Consider the following 20930-nt stretch of genomic DNA (forward strand, 5'->3'; position numbering starts at 1 on the left):
GTACCCTGCCTTTACACGATCAAACTTGAACAACAGCTTTCGCCTGATCCAGTATACGTGGTATTTTTAAATAAGAAAATTGAATGTTTTGAATGCGAAGTATGAATGAAATTAATGAAAAAAGGGTGGCGAAGGTGAGCCTGTTTAAGTATGAAGTGTTTCATAAAGTGGTAGAGCTTGGCAGCCTGACAAGAGCTTCCGAGGCGCTGGGTTTGACCCAGTCCGGCGTCAGCCATGCCGTTCACAGTCTGGAAACGGAGTTTGGCTTCTCGATCCTTACGCGAAACCGTTCCGGCGTCCGTCTGACCGATAACGGGGAACGCGTGCTTGCATTCGTACGAGAGATGCTCCAGGTGCAGGAGCGGCTGAAGCAGGAAGTGGCGGCCATTAACGGGCTGGAAACCGGCACGATCCGGATCGGAACCTTTACCAGCATTTCGGTGCAGTGGCTCCCGGGGATTATCCGCGATTTCCTGGCCAGCCATCCCCGGATCGAAGTGAACTTGTATGAAGGGGACTACCATGAGATCGAGGAATGGCTGCTCAGCGGCGAAATTGACTTCGGGTTTGTGTCGATGCCCACCCTTGATTCGTTTGAGGTCATCCCGTTAAAGCTGGACCGGATGCTGTGCATCCTTCCCCCGGGCCATCACCTGGAAAAAGAGCCCTGCATACGGTACGTCGACATTGCCAACGAGCCCTTCATTATGCCGAAGGAAGGAAGCGATTACGATGTTCGGCGGGTACTGCGCAAAGGCAGGGTCAAACCGCCGGTCAAGTTCCGGGCAGCCGACGATTATGCGATCGTGGCCATGGTGGAGAACGGACTGGGCATCAGCATTTTACCGGAAATGATCCTGCGTGGCAGGCGGAACGAGGTGGTGGCGCTGGAGCTCGAGGACGGAAGCTGCCGGTCGCTGGGGATCGCCCTGAACGCTACGAGGAACGTCTCTCCGGCCACGCGGAAGATGATCGATTGCGCCCGAAGCTGGCTCGCTGATGAAGCGCGCGCGGGAGGAGCGAAACCCGCAAAGGGGGAGTAACGTATACACGGGTGGACGCGCCTGAATTTGACAAGAACGATCCGGGCGGTATAACTATAGAAAATGGAGCTGGACCCTATCATGTAAAGGAAGCGGTGTTACGATGACGGATCATCAATCTGCAATCGGCGGGGCTTCGAAAGAAGCAGCCGCCCCCAAAGGAGACTGGAAGGCGTTCATCCGCCTCGTCATGCAGACGAGGCCGTCGATAAGGCTGCTCGCCGTGGCTTCGGTGCTGAGCGTCATTTCCACGCTGGTCAGCCTGATCGTCCCGTATTTTACGAAAAATCTGGTGGACAGCTTCTCTGTGGAGTCGATCCGTCTGGAGCAGATCGTGCTGCTGGTCGTGACGTTCGTCCTGCAGGCGATTGCCGGCGGCGTCTCGATCTACCTGCTGAACCGGCTGGGGCAGGAGGTGGTGGCCAAGCTCCGCGACAGGCTGTGGAAGAAGCTGCTGACGCTCACCATCCCCTACTATGACAATAACCGGACCGGAGATACCGTGAGCCGGATGACCAATGATACCGCGGTGCTGAAATCGCTCGTATCCGAGCATGTGACCGGTTTTTTTAACGGCATCATCTCTATGATCGGTTCGATCATCATCCTGCTGCTGATGGACTGGCAGATGACGCTGATCATGCTCGCCGCCATCCCGGTGGCTTCGGCGGTGCTGGTGCCGCTCGGCCGGACCATGCTGAACATTTCACGGAAAATGCAGGATGAAACCGCCTCGTTCACAGCAGTGCTGAACCAGGTGCTGTCCGAGATCCGGCTGGTTAAAGCCTCGAACGCCGAAGACCGCGAAGAGCGGGTCGGGCGGAGTTCCATTGAAAGCCTGCTGTCGCTCGGCATCCGCGAGGGCAAAGTGCAGGCGTTCATCGGACCGGTCATTTCGCTGGTTATGATGGGGCTGCTGGTCGTCATTATCGGATACGGCGGCATGCGCGTATCCAGCGGGGCGCTGACCGCCGGGGAGCTCGTGGCATTCATTCTGTACCTGTTCCAGATTGTCATGCCAGTGAACCAGATTACGGCTTTTTTCACGCAGCTGCAAAAATCCGTGGGGGCAACCGAACGCATCGTCTCCATTTTGGAGGACGAGCAGGAGGACGTGCTGCAGGGCCGCACACTGACCGATGCGGCTCAGGCCATCGAAGCGGAAAATTTGACGTTTGCCTACAGCGGTGAGGGCGAGGGCGTGCTGCACGGACTTAACTTCACGCTGGAGCCCGGCAAGGTGACGGCCGTGGTCGGACCGAGCGGGGGCGGGAAAACGACGCTCTTCTCCCTGATCGAGCGCTTCTACAAGCCGACCGGAGGCACCATCCGTATCGGCGGGGAAGATATCGAATCCTTCTCGCTGCATTCTTGGCGCAGCCGGATCGGATATGTACCACAGGAGAGCCCGATCATTTCCGGCACGATCCGCGACAATATTTGTTACGGGCTGGACCGGAAAGTGACGGACGAGGAAGTGGAACGGGCGGCGCATATGGCGTATGCCGATATTTTTATTCATGAGCTGCCGGAAGGATATGACACGGAAGTCGGCGAACGCGGAGTGAAGCTGTCCGGCGGCCAGCGCCAGCGGATTTCGATCGCCCGGGCGCTGCTGCGGAACCCGCAAATTTTGATGATGGACGAGGCGACTTCGAGTCTCGACAGCAAGTCGGAGGTGTTCGTCCAAAAGGCGCTCGACAACTTGATGAAGGGCCGGACGACGCTGGTTATCGCCCACCGGCTGTCGACCGTCGTCGATGCGGATCAGATTCTGTTCATCGAGAAGGGCCGCATTACAGGAAGCGGGACGCACCAGGAGCTGTTCGAATCGCATGCCATGTACCGCGAGTTTGCCATGCAGCAGCTGCGCATCGGTGAAGACGCGCAGGCAGGGGAACTGCCTGCGCCGGCATCCGAGCCCGCCCTGAATCTTCCGCCGTCGGCGGAAAGGAAATGAGGTATTGTTTTGTTTCGTATATTTATTATCGAAGATGACGCCAAAATCTCCTCCATGCTGAAGGCGCATGTGGAGAAATACGGGTATGAGGCGGCGGTGCTGGAGGATTTCGATAGGGTGATGGAACGGTTTGAATCTTTCCAGCCGCATCTCGTTCTGCTGGACGTCAATCTTCCGAAGTTTGACGGCTTTTATTGGTGCCGGCAGATCCGGCATGTGTCCACATGCCCGGTGCTGTTCATTTCGGCGCGCGACAGTGAAATGGACCAAGTGATGGCGCTGGAGAACGGGGCGGACGATTATATAACGAAGCCTTTTGCTTATGAAGTGGTGATGGCCAAAATCCGCAGCAGCCTTCGCCGTGCCTACGGCTCTTATTCCGGCAGGCAGGAGGAGCGCAAAGTAGAGGAGCCGGGCGGACTGACGCTGTATCCGGAACGGTTTATTCTGTCATCAGCCGGCGCCAGTGTAGAGCTGACACAGAAGGAATCGATGCTGATTGAAGCGCTGATGAACCGGGCCGGCCGAGTCGTCAGCCGCAACCGCCTGCTGGATCTGCTGTGGGAAGATCATCACTTTGTCGATGACAACACGCTGAACGTCTATATGACCCGGCTGCGCAAGAAGCTGAAGGAGCTGGACATGGAGGAGCGGATCGAAACGGTACGTGGAGCCGGCTATGTGCTCCGTACCATGGGAGAGGAGACGCCGTGAGGCTGTTTTTGAAAGAGCACATCCCGCTTCTGATCGTATACCTCGTGCAGATCATCCTGGTCGGAACGCTGTTTTGGCTGGGGTCGGATACGCATTCCGTCTCCATCTCCCTGTACAGCGCCGTCCTGATAACGGTTCTATTATTCGTTTATTTAACCTACAGGTATTTGAGCCACCGCCGCTTATACCAGCGGTTGTCGGAGCCGGCCGGGACGCTGGACCAGTCCCAAAACGAAATCGGGGAGACCCCGCTGGCCGATGCGCTGCATGAGCTGCTGGAGAATCAATTTCAGCTGTATCAGAATGAGCTCTATGATACGAGGCAGCGGCTTGCGCTTCACACCGCTTTTATCAACCGGTGGGTGCACCAAATGAAGACGCCGATCTCGGTCATCCAGCTGACGCTGGAGGATATGGATTTGGACGACGAGGTGGAGGGCAGCATTCAGGAGGAGCTGGACAAGCTGCGCAAGGGATTGGAGATGGCACTGTATACATCCCGGCTGGACCGGTTTGAGCATGACTTTCGGGTCGATGCCATTCCGCTCCGATCTGCCGTCCAGGAGGCTGTGGCCGACAACCGACGCTGGTTCATCCGCAATCGTCTTGTACCGGACATCCGGATCGATGAGGAGCTGGCCGTCTACTCGGACGCCAAGTGGCTTCATTTCATGCTGGGTCAAGTGATCACGAATGCTGTCACGTATTCGTCCGGCCGCGGTGAGCGAGTAGTGTTTGCAGCCAGCCGCCGCGAAGCCGAAACGGTGCTGGAAATCACGGATCAAGGCGTGGGCATCCGGCCCGAGGATTTAGGGCGGGTATTTGAACCTTATTACACGGGAAGTACGGGCCGGAACTACCACGAATCGACGGGAATGGGTCTGTACCTGGTCCGCGAGGTGTGCAGCCGGCTCGGTCACCGCGTAGAAATCAATTCAGCTCCCGAACAGGGGACGACGGTAAGGTTCGTTTTTGATGCGCGGCCGTTGCGGCCATCTGTCTAACAATCGCAGAGGGAGAGAGGGCGCTTTGATGAAATGTCATGGCGTCCTTTTTTTGCGGTGAGGGACCCCGAACATATCCTTACGAAGGTTTAAGATTGGCGTAAGACGAATCCATAGTTTCGGCTGCGGGTTATGCTTTACAGTAGAGGTATCACAGAAGACAGACAAGAAAGGAGCATTCCTGTGACGGATATATTGAAAGTAACCGGCTTGAGCAAAGTCTATCCGGGCAAAGTAACCACCCGCGCCTTAACGAATATTCAGCTGACGATCAAGCAAGGCGAATTTGTCGGCATTATGGGGCCCTCGGGAAGCGGCAAAACGACGCTGCTGAACATGGTCTCCACGATCGATGCGCCAAGCTCCGGGGAGGTGCTGATCAACGGGCAGAATCCCCACAAGCTGAAAAAGAAGGAACTAGCGGGATTCCGCCGGCGCCAGCTCGGCTTTGTTTTTCAGGACTTCAACCTGCTGGATACCCTTACCGTAGCCGAAAATATCGTGCTTCCGCTGACGCTGGACCGGGTGAAGCTGCCGGATATTGAAGCGCGGCTAACGCGGATTGCAGACAAGCTGGGCATTACCGATATTTTAAACAAACGCACCTATGAGATTTCCGGCGGACAGCGGCAGCGTGCGGCCATCGCGCGGGCGATCATCCCTTCGCCGTCCCTGCTGCTCGCCGATGAGCCAACCGGGGCGCTGGATTCCGCATCCTCCCGCAACGTGATGGAGACGATGGAGAAGCTGAACGTCGCCGACCGCGTGACGATGATGCTGGTAACGCATGACCCCCAGGCCGCAAGCTACTGCCACCGGGTGGTTTTCATCAAGGACGGCGAGCTGTCGGGAGAGATTCACCGGGGAGAGAGCCGGCAGGCCTTTTTCCAAAAGATCATCGAGATGCTGTCTTTCCTGGGAGGTAACGCACATGAGCTTTCCTCAATTCGCGTTTAACAACGTCAAGCGCAACGCCAGGGCTTATTTCGCTTACTACCTCAGCAGCAGCTTTATGGTGATGGTGTTTTTTACGTATGCCTTGTTTATTTTCCATCCGGACATCAACAAGACTGAGCTTGGACACACGACGATGCTGGTCATGCTGATTATGGAGTACATCATTTACATTTTTTCATTTCTGTTTGTGCTCTACTCGATCGGGGCTTTTCTGAAGGCAAGAAACAAGGAATTCGGCATCCTGACGATTCTGGGAGCGGAGCAGGGCCAGATCAGCCGCCTGGTCTTCATCGAAAATATGATCATCGGCGCATCGTCCATCGTGACCGGGATCGGCAGCGGCCTCATTCTGTCCAAGCTGTTTCTGCTGCTGAGCGCAAAGGTAGTGGGCATGGAGAAGCTGGGGCTGTACCTTCCAGTCAAAGCGGTGCTGCTGACGGTGGCCGCGTTCGCCCTGCTGTTCATCGCGATTTCGGCGTTTACGCTGATCCTGATCCGCCGCAATCACGTCCTGAATCTGCTGCAGGGGTCGAATCGGCCGAAAACCGAACCGAAGGCGTCCATCCTGATTTCCTTATTCGGGATCGCCCTTCTGGCCGCAGGCTATATGTCACTTCGGGTGAATCTCGTTCTCGCCGCTGTTACCGGGATTGCGGGGACGTATTTCTTTTTCACGCAAATTACCGTGCTTGTCATGCGTCTCTTGAAGCGCAGCCGCAGGTGGGTGTGGAAGGGGACGAACCTGATCTGGATTTCGGAAATGGCCTATAAAATGAAAGATAATGCGAGAGTGCTGTTCATGGTGACGGTCGTCACAGCTATTTCCTGCATGAGCGTCGCGTTCGTGATGTCCATCAACGAGACGAATAAAGATAATTACAGGGCGAATCCGTATGCCATCCGGCTTTCGGTGTATGACGACACAAGCGTGAAGGGGGACTTGGCCCTGATCGACCAATCGCTGAGCCGTCAAGGCATTACCTATCAGACGATTCGTACGGAGCAATATTTTAGCGTGGTGGAGGATAGAACCTCTTCAGTCTCGGTTATGCCGCGGTCCATGTACAATCAACTTGCGGAAGCCGCCGGTGCACCGAAGGTTGGCAAGCTGGATTACCATCAGGCGGTGCATGTCATCCCTGCCACGGAGGTATCAAGGAAGCGTCCGGATTGGTACGACCTCAGGAAGATTACGCTGCGGGATACGAAAGCCGAGCTGGACATCACCGATACGATTAAGCCTGACGTGAACGTGTCGCCTACCGTATCGGATATGCTGGTTATTTCGGATGATGAATATCAGGTGCACAAGAAGCTTCTGTCCTCTGAGCCGAAATCTAACCGGATCCAGGGCAGCGTCGTGTATAAGATTCCCGAATGGTCGACAGGTACCGTTCCTGCGGAAGGAGATCCGGAAATCAGCATTGGCATGAAGCTGAAGCAGGAGGGGATCGACAGGGAATTGAGCGGCCAATCCGAAAACATCATCAGCGCCCGGGGCGGGGATTACTACTCGTTGAGGCAGTCCTTCGCGATGATGAGCTTTGCCGGAATTTTCATTACGGCGGTTCTGTCCATTTCCTCCGCTAGCTTCCTGTATTTCAAGCTGCACCATGAGCTGACACAGGATCAGCGGATGTACCAGTCGATGTCCAAAATCGGCCTGAAAATCCAGGAAATGAGTCGCGCCGCAACGCTGCAGATCGCCGCGCTGTTCTTCGTTCCGATCATGGTGTCGGTTATACAGACGCTCGTCGTGCTGAATGCCGTCCGTAAGGACTTCGGGGTCGGGGAAGTGAATTCGTCCGTTCTGCTCGCTTCGATCGCTTTTGTTATCGTCCAGATGGTATACTTCCTGATCGTACGCTCGCGTTACGTTCACAAGCTCAAGCGTGTGATGGTGTAAAATGAAGAAAACCGTCTCCGTTCCGGTACATCCGGTGTGGAGACGGTTTTTTTCATAAACTCGAAGTTCGGAAAATCATAGCTGAGCTGAGGACCGTACCTAGGAAACGGACTCAAACGATTTGGGCGCGGGATCGGCTTGCTCCGGTTCAGCCCTCAGCCTGCTTTCTTCGCCAAGTTCATTTCCGTGCACATCAGAATAAAAGCGCCGGCGCCGTGGAGGTCGTTCTCACTCGTAGGACGGGCAATGTAGTGGGCGTAGTCCCCAATGCCTGTGCCGATGCATATTTGGCCGATGATCACACGTCCGTTCTCGTCAAATTTCAGCGTGTCGATGACGCCCTGGTATCCTTTCCAGGCGTACGCTAGATAACTTTCGTCCAAATAACCGAACCGCACCGCTTTGGCAATGGCGTGTACGTACAGGGCGGTACAGGAACTTTCCAGCCAGTTGTCCGGGCGGTCGCCCTTGTCGACAACCTGGTACCATAAGCCTGACGCGGGATCCTGGTATTTCGGCAAAGCCGCGAGCAGATCCTGCAGGATGACGGTTAGCGCAGCTTTGTCTTGATGATCCTCTGGCAGGTATTCGAACATTTCCAGCAGGGCGACGGGATACCAGCCAATGGCGCGCCCCCAGAACTCCGGAGCGAGCCCCGTTTCCGGATCGGCCCAGGACGCTTCTTTGGTTTCATCCCATCCGTGGTACATGAGTCCGGTGCCCGGGTCCTTGGTATGCTTCGACATCAGAATTGCCTGATAAGCCATCATGTCAAAGTATTCGCTGTCGCCGAACGTCCTGCCGAACTGAACGGCGATCGGTCCGGCCATGTATAGGCCGTCCAGCCACATTTGATTCGGGCAGTGCCCCTTGTGCCAGAATCCGCCCGACGGGTTGGTTCTCCATGACTTCAGCAATGGTGCAAGCGTGTGCAGCGCTTGTTTGTAACGTTCGTCTCCCGTTTGTTCAAACAGGTTGAAAAGAAGCACACCAGGCTGGATGTCATCGAGCTCATCGGGGTTGTACTTTTTGATGCTGCCGTCGGCGAGAATCTGACTGTCCACCCAACGTTTAATGTAGTCAAAATATTGATCTTTACCGGTTTGCCTCCAGCATTTCTCCATGCCCGACAGAAAGACCCCCTGGTGATAATGGAAACGGTCCGGCGGAAGCTGTTCGGGTTCGAATTTGGCCATTAATGCTTCGCAGGCTTGTTCGGCCCATTGAATGGGCGTTCTTTTCTCCTGCAGCTGCTGCTTGGATTGAAGTTCTGACGTGTTCACGGTCTCATTCCTCCTCTTTGTGCTTATGCCTAGATTAGCACAGGAAAATGTACGGTTTTTGCTCGAATACGCAAATTCTTCTTATATCTTGCGCCAATTCGGAAGGAGCGTATAATATAGGCAAACTGGTGGGGAGGTTGGATATAAATTGAGTGAGGTTAACTATGAAAACGCAGAGGGGACCTTCTCGGTGTCCTACCGGAAGGCGTTAAGCCATCATATGCCGTCCAGCCATTTTCACAGTACATACGAAGTTTATTATTTGATGTCAGGCAGCCGCGAATTTTTCATTAAGGACCGGACAATGGTGGTCAGCGAAGGGGATGTCGTCATCGTTCCTCCCAACATTCTGCATCGGACGACCAATGCGGCGATGCCCAGGCATGAACGCCTTGTCGTCAACATTCATGAATGCTTTATGGCACTGAACGGCGCCTATAAGGACATATTGCAGCCGCTGTTCGATCAGGAATATGTCATTGTCAAATGCTCGCCCTATAGCCGGTCCTCCGTTGAGGCGATTTCACGGGGCATTATCCAGGAGGTGCAGGACCAGCGACCGGGCTTCGACATGTACGCACAGGCCTTGGTTTTGCAGCTGCTCATCCTTTGCTGCAGGCATGCGGGCCAAGCGCTTCCGGAGAGACCGGAAGCGCCTAGCCCCATGCATGAACGGATCTCGGAAGTCGTCCATTATATCAACCAGCATTATATGCAGGACCTGACGCTTCATGGGTTAGCAGAAAGGTTTTACACCAGCCCCTATTATTTGAGCAGGTTTTTTAAGGTTGCTACAGGTTTTACCTTTGTAGAGTATGTGAACAGCGTCCGAATCAAGGAAGCCAAACATCTGCTCGAGCAGACGACTTTGAAGGTAAATCTTATTGCCAGGAAGGTGGGTTTCGGGAGCGTTACGCATTTTGGCCGGGTGTTCAAATCGGTTACGGGACATGCGCCTTTATATTATAGAAAGGGAAAATAGCAGGCGCTTGTCGTCAAGGCCAATTGAGATTAATATATGTGAATCCATAGATTTAAGGGTTGGAACTCATGGAAAGCAGGGGAGATCAAGCTATGACTATCCAGTGGACGGACCGGATCAAACAGAGGATGTATAGGGTCTCCTTCAAACAGAGGGTCCGTTTGGCCTTTATTGTGATGATAACGCTTGCAGTCGGAACAGTCGGTATCGCAGCCTACGGGATTGCAGGAAGAGAGCTGCAGAGGAACGCTTTTGCGTCCAGTCAGGAGACGGTAAATAAAACGGCCCAGATCCTGGACGATAAGCTCTACAGCATCTCGACTTCGGTGCGGTCGCTAATGCTCAGCGATGCTTTTAAACAGATGATGCTGGATGTCCAGAGCAATACGATCGCGAATTATTACGTGCATCTGTCGGAGCTGCAATATGTGCTGTCCCAAGTCACGTTTAACGAGCCGCTGATCGAAAGCATCCTGATCGCCACGCCGATCGGCGATTTTTACCCCGTATCGCAGCGGCGCTCCCAGACTCAGTCCTTCTACGAATCCAATTTTTATTACGATATCAAAGACAATGACGGCGGCCTGTGGGTGAAAGGCCATACTGACAAGTTCTTTACGGGGAACAGCAGGGTCGTCTCCTTTATGACAAAAGGTACGCAGGGCAATATTACCAGCACGAATGTTTTTGTTGTGGTTAACGTCAATGAGAACGGCCTCATCAACACGGTGAACAAGCATACCGCAAATGACGATGACGATTACTTTATCGTGGACTCCGGTGGGGAGGAGGTCATTCAAACGGCCTGGTCCCTTCAGCATCCGCTGAATCAGGATGAGCCGTTTCTGCGCAGCATTTCCGAGAGCAGTCAAGGATTCTTTTTCCACAAATTCGGCCGGACCGATTACCTGGTCAATTACACGAAGTCCTCCATGGTTCCTGACTGGCGTCTGTTCGGGATTCAGCAAAAGGACAAGCTGCTGGCTCAAATGAACGGCGTCAAGAGAACAACCATACTGATTATGGTGGTCTTCCTCCTGCTGTCTTGGCTCCTGTCGGGGAAGCTGACCTCGCTGCTTCTGCTCCCGCTGTTCAAGCTGCAAAGGCTGATGAGGGAAGTGGAGGACAATCGCCTGAACGTCCGGTTCTCCAGCCGCTCTAATGACGAGGTCGCCCAAGTCGGCTATCAATTCAACCGGATGCTCGACGAGATCAACCGGCTGATCGATGACGTAAGAGAGAGCGAGGCAGGGAAGCTCAAAGCAGAGATGCGGGCGCTGACGGCCCAGATGGAGCCGCATTTTCTATATAACACGCTAAATACGATTTATTGCAAGTCGGTCCTGGGCGAGAATGACGACGTCAATGACATGATCATGGCTTTATCCCAAATGTTTCAGATCGGCTTAAGTGGGGGCAAGGACTGGAATTCACTTGAGGAGGAATTGTCCCATGTTCAGCAGTACTGCGCCATTCAACAGAAATGTTATGAAGGCCTGTTTCGTTACGAAGCCAGCGTCACCGATGAAGAGCTTCTGCGGTGCCCTCTCCCCAAAATTCTGCTTCAGCCTATTGTTGAAAACAGCATCCAGCACGGCTTCGAGGACTTCACCTCCGGTGGAGAAATTTGGATCACTGCAGGCAGGGATGGGGACCGGCTTCACCTGACGATCGAAGATAACGGCAAAGGGATGAATGTAGATAAGGTGGAGCAGGCGCTGCTGCTGGCCCCTTCATCGAAGAAGGGTTATGCGCTGAAAAACATTAAACACCGGCTGCGCCTTTTTTACGGTGAAGAAGCAAGGATGGTCTTATCCAGTATACCCGGCAAGGGCTCTAGAACCGACTTGTGGATACCGATGACACCAGGGGAAGGTGGATTGAATGAGGGAGCAAACCATGACCAAGCTGTGTATTATTGACGATATCAAGAGTGTCGTTGACATGATTTCACAAAAGCCGAGGTGGACGGATTATCAAATCGTAGTGGCGGGGACTGCCCTTGACGGAGAAGAAGGCATAAGAATGGTAAAGGAGACGAAGCCCGACATCGTTCTGACCGATATCCGGATGCCGAAAATGGATGGGCTGGCCATGACCCGGGCGATTTTGGAAATCGCCCCTTCCACGAAAATCGTCATTTTAAGCGCCTATACGGATTTTTCTTATACCCGCCAGGCGATTCACCTCGGAGCATTCGACTTCGTCAAAAAGCCGTTTTCCATTGATGAGATCGTCAGCGTCGTGCTGAGAGCCAAGGAGGCTTCGGACACTGAGCGGCTGGAGCAGTCAAAAAGGCTGGAGCTGGAGCAGGATATACGGAAAAGCCTTCCTGTTCTGCAGCAGGAGTACTTGTCGCTCCTGATTAAACATCCTGTAAGCACGGAGGCAGCCTCGCGTCAATGGGACCGGCTGGGCATCCGTTTGGAGCCGGCACATTTTCAGTTGTTCATCGTGGAACTGGACCATTTCATGGATAAGTACCGTTCCCAGCCGGTACGCGAGGTAGAGCTGATTAGGTTCAGCCTCCGGAATATTCTCGAGGAGACGATACTTTCTTTCACAAATGGCGTGGTATTCAGCGAGGCGGTAAACCGCTTTGTCTGTCTCATAAACGGTTCGGACCATTTGCTTGCCGAACAGGTTTCGGAAGCCTGCCGTCATAATATTTTCCAATTCACCCGCTCCACGGTATCCATCGGGCTTGGGCAGGGCGTGGCAACTATTGAAGAGCTGCCGTTGGCCTACAATCAAGCAGTCAGTGCCCTGGCCTACCACTTTTATACCGAAGGAAACGGCATCACCAGCTACAATCGCTTGTCCCAACCTGAGCAGAGGCAGCTTCTGCCGAACTATTCCGCTGCGACGGAACAGGAGTTTCTTTTCGCACTGCAGTCGGGCAACGCGGATAAATGCCGCTTGATCCTGGAGCAGATTTTCAATGGATTGCTACAGTGTGATCCGCTGCCGGAACCCCGTTATGTGAAAAATTTATGCTTTGAGCTCGTATCGAAAATGTGCCGGACGATGCTGGAACTGTTCACGCAGGAGCGGGTAAGCCGGCTGGAAGATATGTGGCATTCGATCTCGGACGCGGATCAGTCCTCTTTCCAGACCATGAAAGATTCGGTGAAGGATATCTGTCTGGAGGCGTGCTCTTGGATCGAACGGGAACGCTCGGACGAGCCAACGAAGCTGGTTTATCGGGCCAAGGATTATATCTGCGCCAACCTCCACCTGAATCTCTCACTGGAACACTGCTCGAAACAGTTTAATATCAGCCCCGGATATTTTTCCAACCTGTTTAAAAAAGTGATCGGCATCTCCTATCAGCAGTTCCTGATTCACCAGCGGATGGAAAAAGCCAAGGAAATGCTGATCGCCGGATATCAGGTGCAGGAAATCGCGCAGTCGCTGGGTTACGAGCACCGGCGGTATTTCAGCGAAATTTTCAAGAAGCATACGAATATGACCCCGTCCGAGTTTAAATTGTACAGCACGGGGAAGATGGAACCGCCAGTGGATATGGCCTAGAGCACCATTCATTTTACCTATTTAACTGAAGAGCAGCCCTGCTTTCTTGTCATGGACGAAAGCAAGGCTGCTCTGCTGATGAGGTGTGGAAAAACCTGCCCTGAATGTGTGGTTTCCCGCATTATGCAGGAACTTACATGAATTTATAATGGGGAAGAAAAGTCTGGACAGAAGATTAGGGAGGTCAAACGATGAAGAAAAAATTGTGGGCCGCAGCGTTGTGCGTGGCCATCATCGGAGGAATAACGGCATGCGGAAGCAAGGATTCGGCCAATCCGGAATCCGGATCCTCCGGTTCGAAGACGAAAATTACTTATTGGACCGGTGACCGCCACGACTCCGAGTACATCAAGGAACTGGTTGACGAATTTAACAAAACGAATCCGGATCACATTGAAGTGGAACTGGTCATCAAGGGCGATGACTTCGACCAGGCGCTGGACATGTCATTTCAGACTTCGGAAGCGCCTGACGTGATCCGCGTCAAGGAAAACACGATTCAGACGTTCTACAAGAAAGGCTTTTTATCACCGATTGACGAGTTCATGACGGATGAGCTTAAAGAAAAGTTTCCGCTTATGGATAACCTGAACAGCTTTGACGGCAAACGCTACAGCCTGCCGAACTACGGGACGACGATGCGTCTGATCTATAACAAGGAGCTCTTTGAAAAGGCAGGTATCACCAGTCCACCGACCACGCTGGATGAGCTCGTCGCGGACGCCAAGAAGATCACTGAAGTCGGCAAGGGCAGCGGAGCTTATGGTTTCGCACAGAACTTCAAGAGCCCGGCGAGTGCGCTGGGACGCTCCGCGCGGGTTATCGCCGAAGTCAGTGGATATGGCGGTTTTGGTTACGACTTCAAGACGGCGCGCTATGACTTCGGTCCCTTTAAGCCGATCATCGAGGCGTTCAAGCAAATCAAGGATGACGGCAGCATGCTGCCCGGCGTCGAGTCCCTGGACATCGATCCGCTGCGGGCACAGTTTGCGGAAGGGAAAATCGGCATGTATCTCTCGTTCTCGGCGGAAGCCGGCGTCTACCAATCGCAGTTTCCGGCAAAAATTGACTGGGCAGCTGCACCTGCTCCATCTATCGACGGCGACTTCAAAGGTGCTTCCGGCTTCCTTGGCGGCCAGTGGCTTGCCATCAGTTCCAAGACCCAGGAAAAGGAAGCGGCTTGGAAATTCATGCAGTACATGTACAACGATTCAACGCTCAAGCAGTATCAGGAGAAGGGCTTTGGCATCGCCATGGTGCCGTCCGTAAGCGAGGTTGCAGCTACGCCGAGCGTTAAGGGCATTGAAGGTTTCCTGCCGAACCAATACGACGGCGTATGGCCGGTCGCTCCCACTGTAGCGGTTCAAGGTACCAAGTCAGACGACGCCTTCTTTAAGTACATCGTCAGCGGAGGGGACCTGGACGCGATCATCGCGGATCTGAATCAACGGTATAATTCGGCACTCGATGCCGCCAAAGCCAGCGGTGATGTCAAGGCCGAACCGATGCCTGATTTCGACCCTGCAAAGTTGGCCGGACAATACACCAAATAAACAAACGTCCGGCGGGATGGGGGAAGCCCCATCCCTTTCCTATCCGGGCGAAAGAGATCACAAGGAGTGAGAGAAGATGAATAAAGCGAAGAACCTCGCCTTTTCTTACAGCTATATCCTGCCGAGCTTTATTCTAACGGCTGTTCTTGGCATCTATCCGATCGCCTGGGCCATGCGATATATGTTCTACGACTACAAAGGTTACGGAGCCGAGAAATTCATCGGCCTCGATAATTTTACGCGCGTGTTTAAGGATCATGAGTTCTGGAATTCCGTCGTGAATACGTTTGTGTATGCCGGCGGCAAGCTGGTGCTTTCGATTCCGCTTGCCCTCATTCTGGCCGTCCTGTTAAATCAGAAAATCCGGGGCAGGAACGTGCTTCGCGCCATTATATTTATGCCGACGATTATCAGCACAGCCGTCATGGCGGTCGTATTCTTCACGATCTTCAATTCGTACAACGGCATCCTGAACCAATTTCTGATGAAATATAAACTGATTGGCAGCGCTGTGGACTGGCTGGGCGTTGATTACTCGATGCTGACCGTCATCCTGGTGGCGGTTTGGGGCGCCGTCGGCAACTATATGCTCCTGTTTCTGGCCGGTCTGCAGAACATTCCCGAGGATGTATATGAGAGCTCCGCCCTGGATGGAGCGAATAAGCTCCAGCAGTTTCGCTATATTACCATTCCGATGCTTGGACCGGTCATGCAGATGATTATTATGCTGGCCATCATCAATGCGCTCAAAGGCTACGAGAGCATTATGGTCATGACCGACGGGGGCCCCGTGGGAAAAACCAACGTCATGTTTCTCTACGTTTACAAGCTGTTCTTCCCTACAGCCGGATCGGGTGCTGCGACGCAGATTCAGGAGATGGGTTATGGCAGTGCGGTCGCTTTCGTCACGGCCGTCATCGTCGGCCTGATAACGATTCTTTATTTCTACGGCTCCAAGCGGATGAGCCAATACGAATAGGAGGGACGCGTTCATGAAAATCGCATCGAGAGCCGTGATGTGGGTGTTTTTGCTTCTGGTCGCGTTTCTGACGCTGTTCCCGGTGGTCATCACGATATTGGGTTCGTTCAAAACCAACGCCGAGCTGACCGCAGGCGCTACGATCATGCCGACGATTTGGCAGTTTAGCAATTATTCAGAGGCCTGGAAGCAGGCCAACTTTTCAACTTACACGGTGAACAGTCTCTTCGTTGCCGTCACTTCGACCATCGGCATTTTGTTCGTTTCCTCAATGGCTGCCTACGTCGTTAACCGGATGGACTTCCCAGGTAAAAAAGCGTATGTGGGCATGCAGGCGTTTACGATGTTCGTCGCCATCGGCGCGGTGGTGCTGCGTCCACAGTTTGAGCTTATGATCAAGCTTCACCTGCACAATACGCTATGGGGTGTTGTCCTGATCCTGATCAGCGCGCACGCGTCCGCCTTTTTTATCCTGCAGAGCTTTATGAGCGGCATCCCCAAGGAGCTGGACGAGGCGGCTCGGATCGACGGCTGTTCGCGGGGTCGGACGTTCTGGACGATCGTCCTGCCCCTGCTTACCCCAGGACTGGGGGTTTGCGCGCTGTTCGCTTTCCGTGGAGCTTGGAATGAGTACCTCCTTCCGTTTGTGTTTACGCTGAGCAAGCCGGAGCTTCAAACGCTGACCGTGGGACTGGCGAACCTGAAATACGGTGTCTCTGCGGCATCGCAAACGCACTATATGATGGCGGGGGCCTGTTTGTCGATCCTGCCGATCCTCGTCGTGTATCTGTTTGCCAACAAGTCGTTTATGAAGATGACTGCGGGCTCCCTAAAGGGGTAACCGCGGCAATTGAATCTGGGAGGTTGTATTCAATATGAGTTTACGTATGCCGATTATAGGAGAGCTCTCATCCAGTTCCGTCATCGGGCGGCACCCGCTGAATCCTATTCTGGATGCATCGCGCGTGCCCTACCCAACGGCGCTGGTCTTTAATGCAGGTGTCACCAAGTTCAATGGAAGGTACGTCATGATATTCCGTAATGATTACGGATCGCCAGAGGAGCAGACGCTTGAGCCGCATCATACGACGGATCTCGGCGTCGCGTTCAGCAGCGACGGCATTCACTGGGACGTGCAGCCGAAGCCGTGTTTTAAGCTTTATGACGAGGAAATTGTCAGAGCCTACGATCCGCGGCTGACGGTGATCGACGGTCGCTGTTACATGTGCTTTGCTGTCGATACCCATCACGGCATCCGGGGCGGGGTCGCCGTCACGGACGATTTCATCAGTTTTGAAATCCTGAGCCTGTCCACGCCGGATTTGCGAAACATGGTGCTGTTCCCGGAGACAATCGGGGGCAACTATGTCCGATTGGAGCGGCCGTTCACCGTGTACAGCCGGGGCGGGGTCGACCGGTTCGACATGTGGATTTCCGAATCGCCCGACCTCAAATACTGGGGGAATTCCGATCTGCTGCTGGCGGTTGAGCAGGTCCCGTTTGCCAACGACAAAATTGGGCCGGCTGCCCCGCCGATCAAAACGGCGAAAGGGTGGCTTACGACGTTCCATGCGGTAGACATCGATTCTAGGCGAGGCAAAAACGGATGGGAGGACGCGTGGAAGAAGCGCTACACGGCAGGACTCATGCTGCTCGATTTAGAGAATCCAAGGAAAATCGTCGGTATGTACCGTGAACCGCTGCTTGTCCCTGAGCTGCAATATGAGACCGAGGGCGGTTTCCGCAACAACGTGATTTTTCCGGGAGGCATGGTGCAGGAGGATGACGGCGAAGTGAAAATATATTACGGCGCGGCAGATACGGTGGAGTGCCTGGCTTCGGCCCACATCGATGATCTGTTGAAATTATGCCTGGAAAGCTAATGGGGGGATGGATTATGACAGTATGGGAGCAGCTGGAGGATCCGCCATCCCGATACCGTCCGGTGCCGCTATGGTCCTGGAATGAACGGTTGGACCCGGACGAACTCATTCGGCAGATCGAGGAGATGCATCACGCCGGCATCGGGGGTTTTTTCATGCATGCCCGGGGCGGCCTTCAGACGCCCTACATGGGGGACGAATGGATGGAGGCCGTTCGGCTCTGCATCGAGAAGTGCCAGGAGCTCGGCTTGGAGCCTTGGTTGTATGATGAGAACGGCTGGCCCAGCGGATTTGGAGACGATAGAATTCCCGCACTGGGATTGGAGTACCAGCAAAAGAGATTGGCTGTTGAATACGCTCCGTTAGATGGCAGGACCGAAGGCACGATTGCGTTATATATGCGGACGAATCAAGGATTCCGCCTTCTGGGCACGGAAGAGCTCGACAAAGCTGACATTCGTGTGTATTACGAAGTCAATCCCTGTTATATAGATACGCTGAGCAAGCAGGCGGTCGGCGCTTTTATAAGAGAAATTTATGATGCCTATTGGGAACGGTTCGGAGAAGCGTACGGGTCGGTAATTCGAGGCGTATTTACCGATGAACCGCAGTTCGCTCGCCGGCAGCTGCCGTGGTCGTTCGAGCTGGCCGCTGTTTTTGAGCAAAAGTGCGGCTACCCCCTTTTTGCCCACCTGCCTGCCTTATTTATAGAATCGGAAGGCTGCCGTAAGGTCCGATACGACTATTGGCGCTGCGTCACGGAATTATTTACAGAGGCTTATGCCAAGCAAATCAGCGAATGGTGCGGGAGAAGGGGATGGTCCGCAACGGGTCATGTTGTGGATGAGCAGACGCTGATGGATCAGGTGACCGCGGTCGGCGACCCGCTGTTCTTCTACGAATACCTGCAAATTCCGGGCTGTGACTGGCTGGGACGGTTCGTGGGCGACGATCCGATCGTACCGAAGCAGGTGAGCTCGGTCGCTAGGCAGCTAGGCAAAGGTCAAGCAATCACGGAGAGCTTCGGTTGCTCAGGCTGGAACGTCAGCCTGCAGGAGCTTCGGCGGATCGGGGAGTGGCAGTTCGTGCATGGCATCAATCTCATGTGTCCGCATTTGCAGAGCTATTCTCTGCAAGGCTTGCGCAAACGGGATTACCCTCCTTCAATTTTCTATCAGCAGCCCTGGTGGCCCGATTACCGGCTGTTCAATGATTATTTCGCCAGGCTGTCCATGCTGCTGGGGGAGGGCAGTCGGCAGGCGGAGGTACTTCTGCTGCATCCGGCCCGGTCGGCCTGGGTTCTCCAGTCGGGCACGGATACTTCCGCTATCGAGCCGTACCACGAGGCTTTTGCGCAGTTGTCGCGCTGGCTGTGCCAATCGCTGATCGGGCACGACTACGGAAGCGAGTTTATTATTGAGCGTCACGGCTTCGTTCAGGAAGGGCGTTTTTGGGTTGGCGATGCCGCATACAGCGTCGTTATCGTCCCGCCATCCGTCACCGTAGGACCGAGGGTGTCAGAGCTTCTTCAGCAATTTGTTCAGAAAGGCGGTGCCGTGCTGGCCTTCGAGCCTTTTCCGCGGCTCATCGGCGGGGAACCAGGACCGGAAGCCTGCGGGTGGATCGCCAAGGCGAGGAAGCCTGACTGGAACCGGGAAGCGTTGGTGCAGCATTTGTTCTGCATAGTACCTCAGAGCATCAGTCTGACGGATTCATCGAATGTACCTTTGGTATCCGAAGGAATTAACGTTCAGGAACTGGAGATCGACGGTTCCACATTGTTCTATTTGGTCAATTCGGATGAGATAAGTTATGGGGAAGTGAAAGTCCGCATTTATCGTTCCGGTGAACTATCTTTGATCGACTTGGAAAACGGGGAGGTTCGACCTGTTGTTAACTGGGAGGCGATCGATGGCGGCCTGCAGGTGACCTTACCGCTGCACGCTGCAGGATCGCTGCTGATCAAGCTGAATCCGGCGAAGAAGCAGCATATTCGGGTGCCCCTGAAAATGGCGGATGAACCGGGGAATAAAGCGGTTATCCGGCTTAATGAGCCGTGGAGGATCACCGCAGCGAGCATGAACTGCCTGACGCTTGACACATGCCGTTTCCGGGTCGAAAACGGCAAGTGGTCTGAACCTGTTCCGATGTTTCGCGTTCAAGATCATTTACTTCAGCTTGGCCGTCCCGTCAAGGTTGAGCTGGAATACAAATTTTTAAGCCAGGTGAGCCCAGCGGCAAACCAGCCCATGTTTGTTATCATGGAAAATCCCGAGCGGTTTCAGATAATGATCAACGGTCAACCGCTTGAATCCGTAGCCGCAGGCTGGTGGATAGACACTTCCTTTAAAAAAGTGGATATCCGGGGGCTGATCCAAAAGGGCGTCAACCGAATCGGTTTGACGACGACTTTTCTCCATTCTGCCGAGGTAAGCCGGGCATTGGAACGCGCGGAACAATTCGAATCCGAAGGCAACAAGCTCACGCTGGAAACGGAGCTGGAAAGCATCTATGTGCTGGGAGACTTTTCGGTTCAGTCTGCATCGCCGTGGTCGTTCGGGGAACGCCGTGCCGTTTTTAACGAGGGACCTTTTTTCCTGGCCGAGCAGCCCGCTGAGATTCATGCCAATGACCTAGCCGGGCAGGGATTTCCATTTTTTGCAGGTTCGGTCACACTGGAGCAGACCGTCGTCGTGCCGCAAAACGGTTGGAATCGAGCACTTTGGCAGTTCCGTGAATCGCCGGATGCCATTGTCAGCCGCCTGAGAATTAACGGAAGGGAGATCCGCGCTTTCGTGTGGGAGCCGTATGAGGGCGATATTACGCCGTACCTACAGCCGGGGGCGAATCGAATCGAATTGGAACTTACGGGGAGCTGCCGGAATGTGCTTGGTCCTCATCACCATGTCAAAGGCGAGGTATATAAGGTGGGCCCGGACAGCTTTAAGAACAAACCCGGATGGACGGACAAGGATCTCGCTCCCGATACCCCGATATATGTGCAGCGATATGCTTTTGTCAGGTTTGGGCTTTCAGAAGTTCCGCAGATTGTGCTTGAAATGCCGGGGGCTTTATAAACAGGCATACAAAAGCACTTAAGCCGTGCAAATTCCATCACACGGAAAGGGTTTA

15 protein-coding genes are annotated in these 20930 nt (G+C 54.0%); 14 read left to right on the forward strand and 1 reads right to left on the reverse strand.

Annotated elements, in window-relative coordinates:
• Positions 1-134 precede the first annotated feature (134 nt).
• The 6 genes from BCV73_RS08370 to BCV73_RS08395 all read left to right on the forward strand — a co-directional run bounded on the left by BCV73_RS08370 (position 135) and on the right by BCV73_RS08395 (position 7584).
• Positions 135-1043 carry a LysR family transcriptional regulator gene (locus BCV73_RS08370; RefSeq protein ID WP_089550157.1) on the forward strand — a complete coding sequence of 303 codons (909 nt, stop codon included), beginning with the start codon at positions 135-137 and terminating at the stop codon, positions 1041-1043.
• A 103-nt stretch (positions 1044-1146) separates the two neighbouring features.
• Positions 1147-3003, forward strand: a complete 1857-nt coding sequence (locus BCV73_RS08375) for an ABC transporter ATP-binding protein (RefSeq protein WP_089546732.1) — start codon at positions 1147-1149, stop codon at positions 3001-3003.
• Between the two features lie 9 nt (positions 3004-3012).
• Positions 3013-3717 (forward strand): response regulator transcription factor, encoded by a 705-nt coding sequence (locus BCV73_RS08380; protein WP_089546733.1) that lies wholly within the window; start codon positions 3013-3015, stop codon positions 3715-3717.
• Positions 3714-4721, forward strand: a complete 1008-nt coding sequence (locus BCV73_RS08385; protein WP_089546734.1) for a sensor histidine kinase — start codon at positions 3714-3716, stop codon at positions 4719-4721. The genes BCV73_RS08380 and BCV73_RS08385 overlap by 4 nt, the downstream gene beginning before the upstream one ends.
• A gap of 183 nt (positions 4722-4904) precedes the next feature.
• Complete coding sequence (locus BCV73_RS08390) at positions 4905-5678, forward strand: ABC transporter ATP-binding protein (protein ID WP_374954648.1); 774 nt, start codon at positions 4905-4907, stop codon at positions 5676-5678.
• The gene (locus BCV73_RS08395; protein ID WP_089546736.1) at positions 5653-7584 is read left to right on the forward strand and encodes an FtsX-like permease family protein; all 1932 of its coding nucleotides are present in this window, start codon (positions 5653-5655) and stop codon (positions 7582-7584) included. Before BCV73_RS08390 ends, BCV73_RS08395 begins: the two co-directional genes overlap by 26 nt.
• A gap of 155 nt (positions 7585-7739) precedes the next feature.
• Here BCV73_RS08395 and BCV73_RS08400 read toward each other — a convergent pair whose 3' ends face one another.
• Positions 7740-8867, reverse strand: coding sequence for a glycoside hydrolase family 88/105 protein (locus tag BCV73_RS08400; protein WP_256992779.1), 1128 nt, complete (start codon positions 8865-8867; stop codon positions 7740-7742).
• 148 nt (positions 8868-9015) lie between these two features.
• On the opposite strand from BCV73_RS08400, the gene BCV73_RS08405 reads away from it, so the two are divergent.
• From BCV73_RS08405 to BCV73_RS08440, 8 genes are all read left to right on the forward strand, one after another.
• A complete protein-coding gene (locus BCV73_RS08405; protein ID WP_089546737.1) occupies positions 9016-9849 on the forward strand; it encodes an AraC family transcriptional regulator in 834 nt (277 codons plus the stop codon).
• 92 nt (positions 9850-9941) lie between these two features.
• A complete protein-coding gene (locus tag BCV73_RS08410) occupies positions 9942-11771 on the forward strand; it encodes a sensor histidine kinase (protein WP_089546738.1) in 1830 nt (609 codons plus the stop codon).
• Positions 11749-13383, forward strand: a complete 1635-nt coding sequence (locus BCV73_RS08415; protein WP_256992780.1) for a response regulator — start codon at positions 11749-11751, stop codon at positions 13381-13383. Before BCV73_RS08410 ends, BCV73_RS08415 begins: the two co-directional genes overlap by 23 nt.
• Before the next feature lie 191 nt (positions 13384-13574).
• A complete protein-coding gene (locus BCV73_RS08420) occupies positions 13575-14936 on the forward strand; it encodes an ABC transporter substrate-binding protein (RefSeq protein ID WP_089546740.1) in 1362 nt (453 codons plus the stop codon).
• Between the two features lie 76 nt (positions 14937-15012).
• Positions 15013-15915 (forward strand): carbohydrate ABC transporter permease, encoded by a 903-nt coding sequence (locus tag BCV73_RS08425; RefSeq protein ID WP_089546741.1) that lies wholly within the window; start codon positions 15013-15015, stop codon positions 15913-15915.
• 13 nt (positions 15916-15928) lie between these two features.
• Positions 15929-16756: a carbohydrate ABC transporter permease gene (locus BCV73_RS08430; RefSeq protein ID WP_089546742.1), complete on the forward strand. Its 828-nt coding sequence runs from the start codon at positions 15929-15931 to the stop codon at positions 16754-16756.
• Between the two features lie 34 nt (positions 16757-16790).
• The gene (locus BCV73_RS08435; RefSeq protein WP_089546743.1) at positions 16791-17798 is read left to right on the forward strand and encodes a glycoside hydrolase family 130 protein; all 1008 of its coding nucleotides are present in this window, start codon (positions 16791-16793) and stop codon (positions 17796-17798) included.
• Positions 17799-17812: 14 nt separating this feature from the next.
• Positions 17813-20875, forward strand: coding sequence for a glycosyl hydrolase (locus BCV73_RS08440; protein ID WP_179231927.1), 3063 nt, complete (start codon positions 17813-17815; stop codon positions 20873-20875).
• Positions 20876-20930: the final 55 nt, after the last annotated feature.

Source organism: Paenibacillus sp. SSG-1 (genome assembly GCF_002224835.1).
GTDB classification, from domain to species: Bacteria; Bacillota; Bacilli; order Paenibacillales; family Paenibacillaceae; genus Paenibacillus_AQ; species Paenibacillus_AQ favisporus.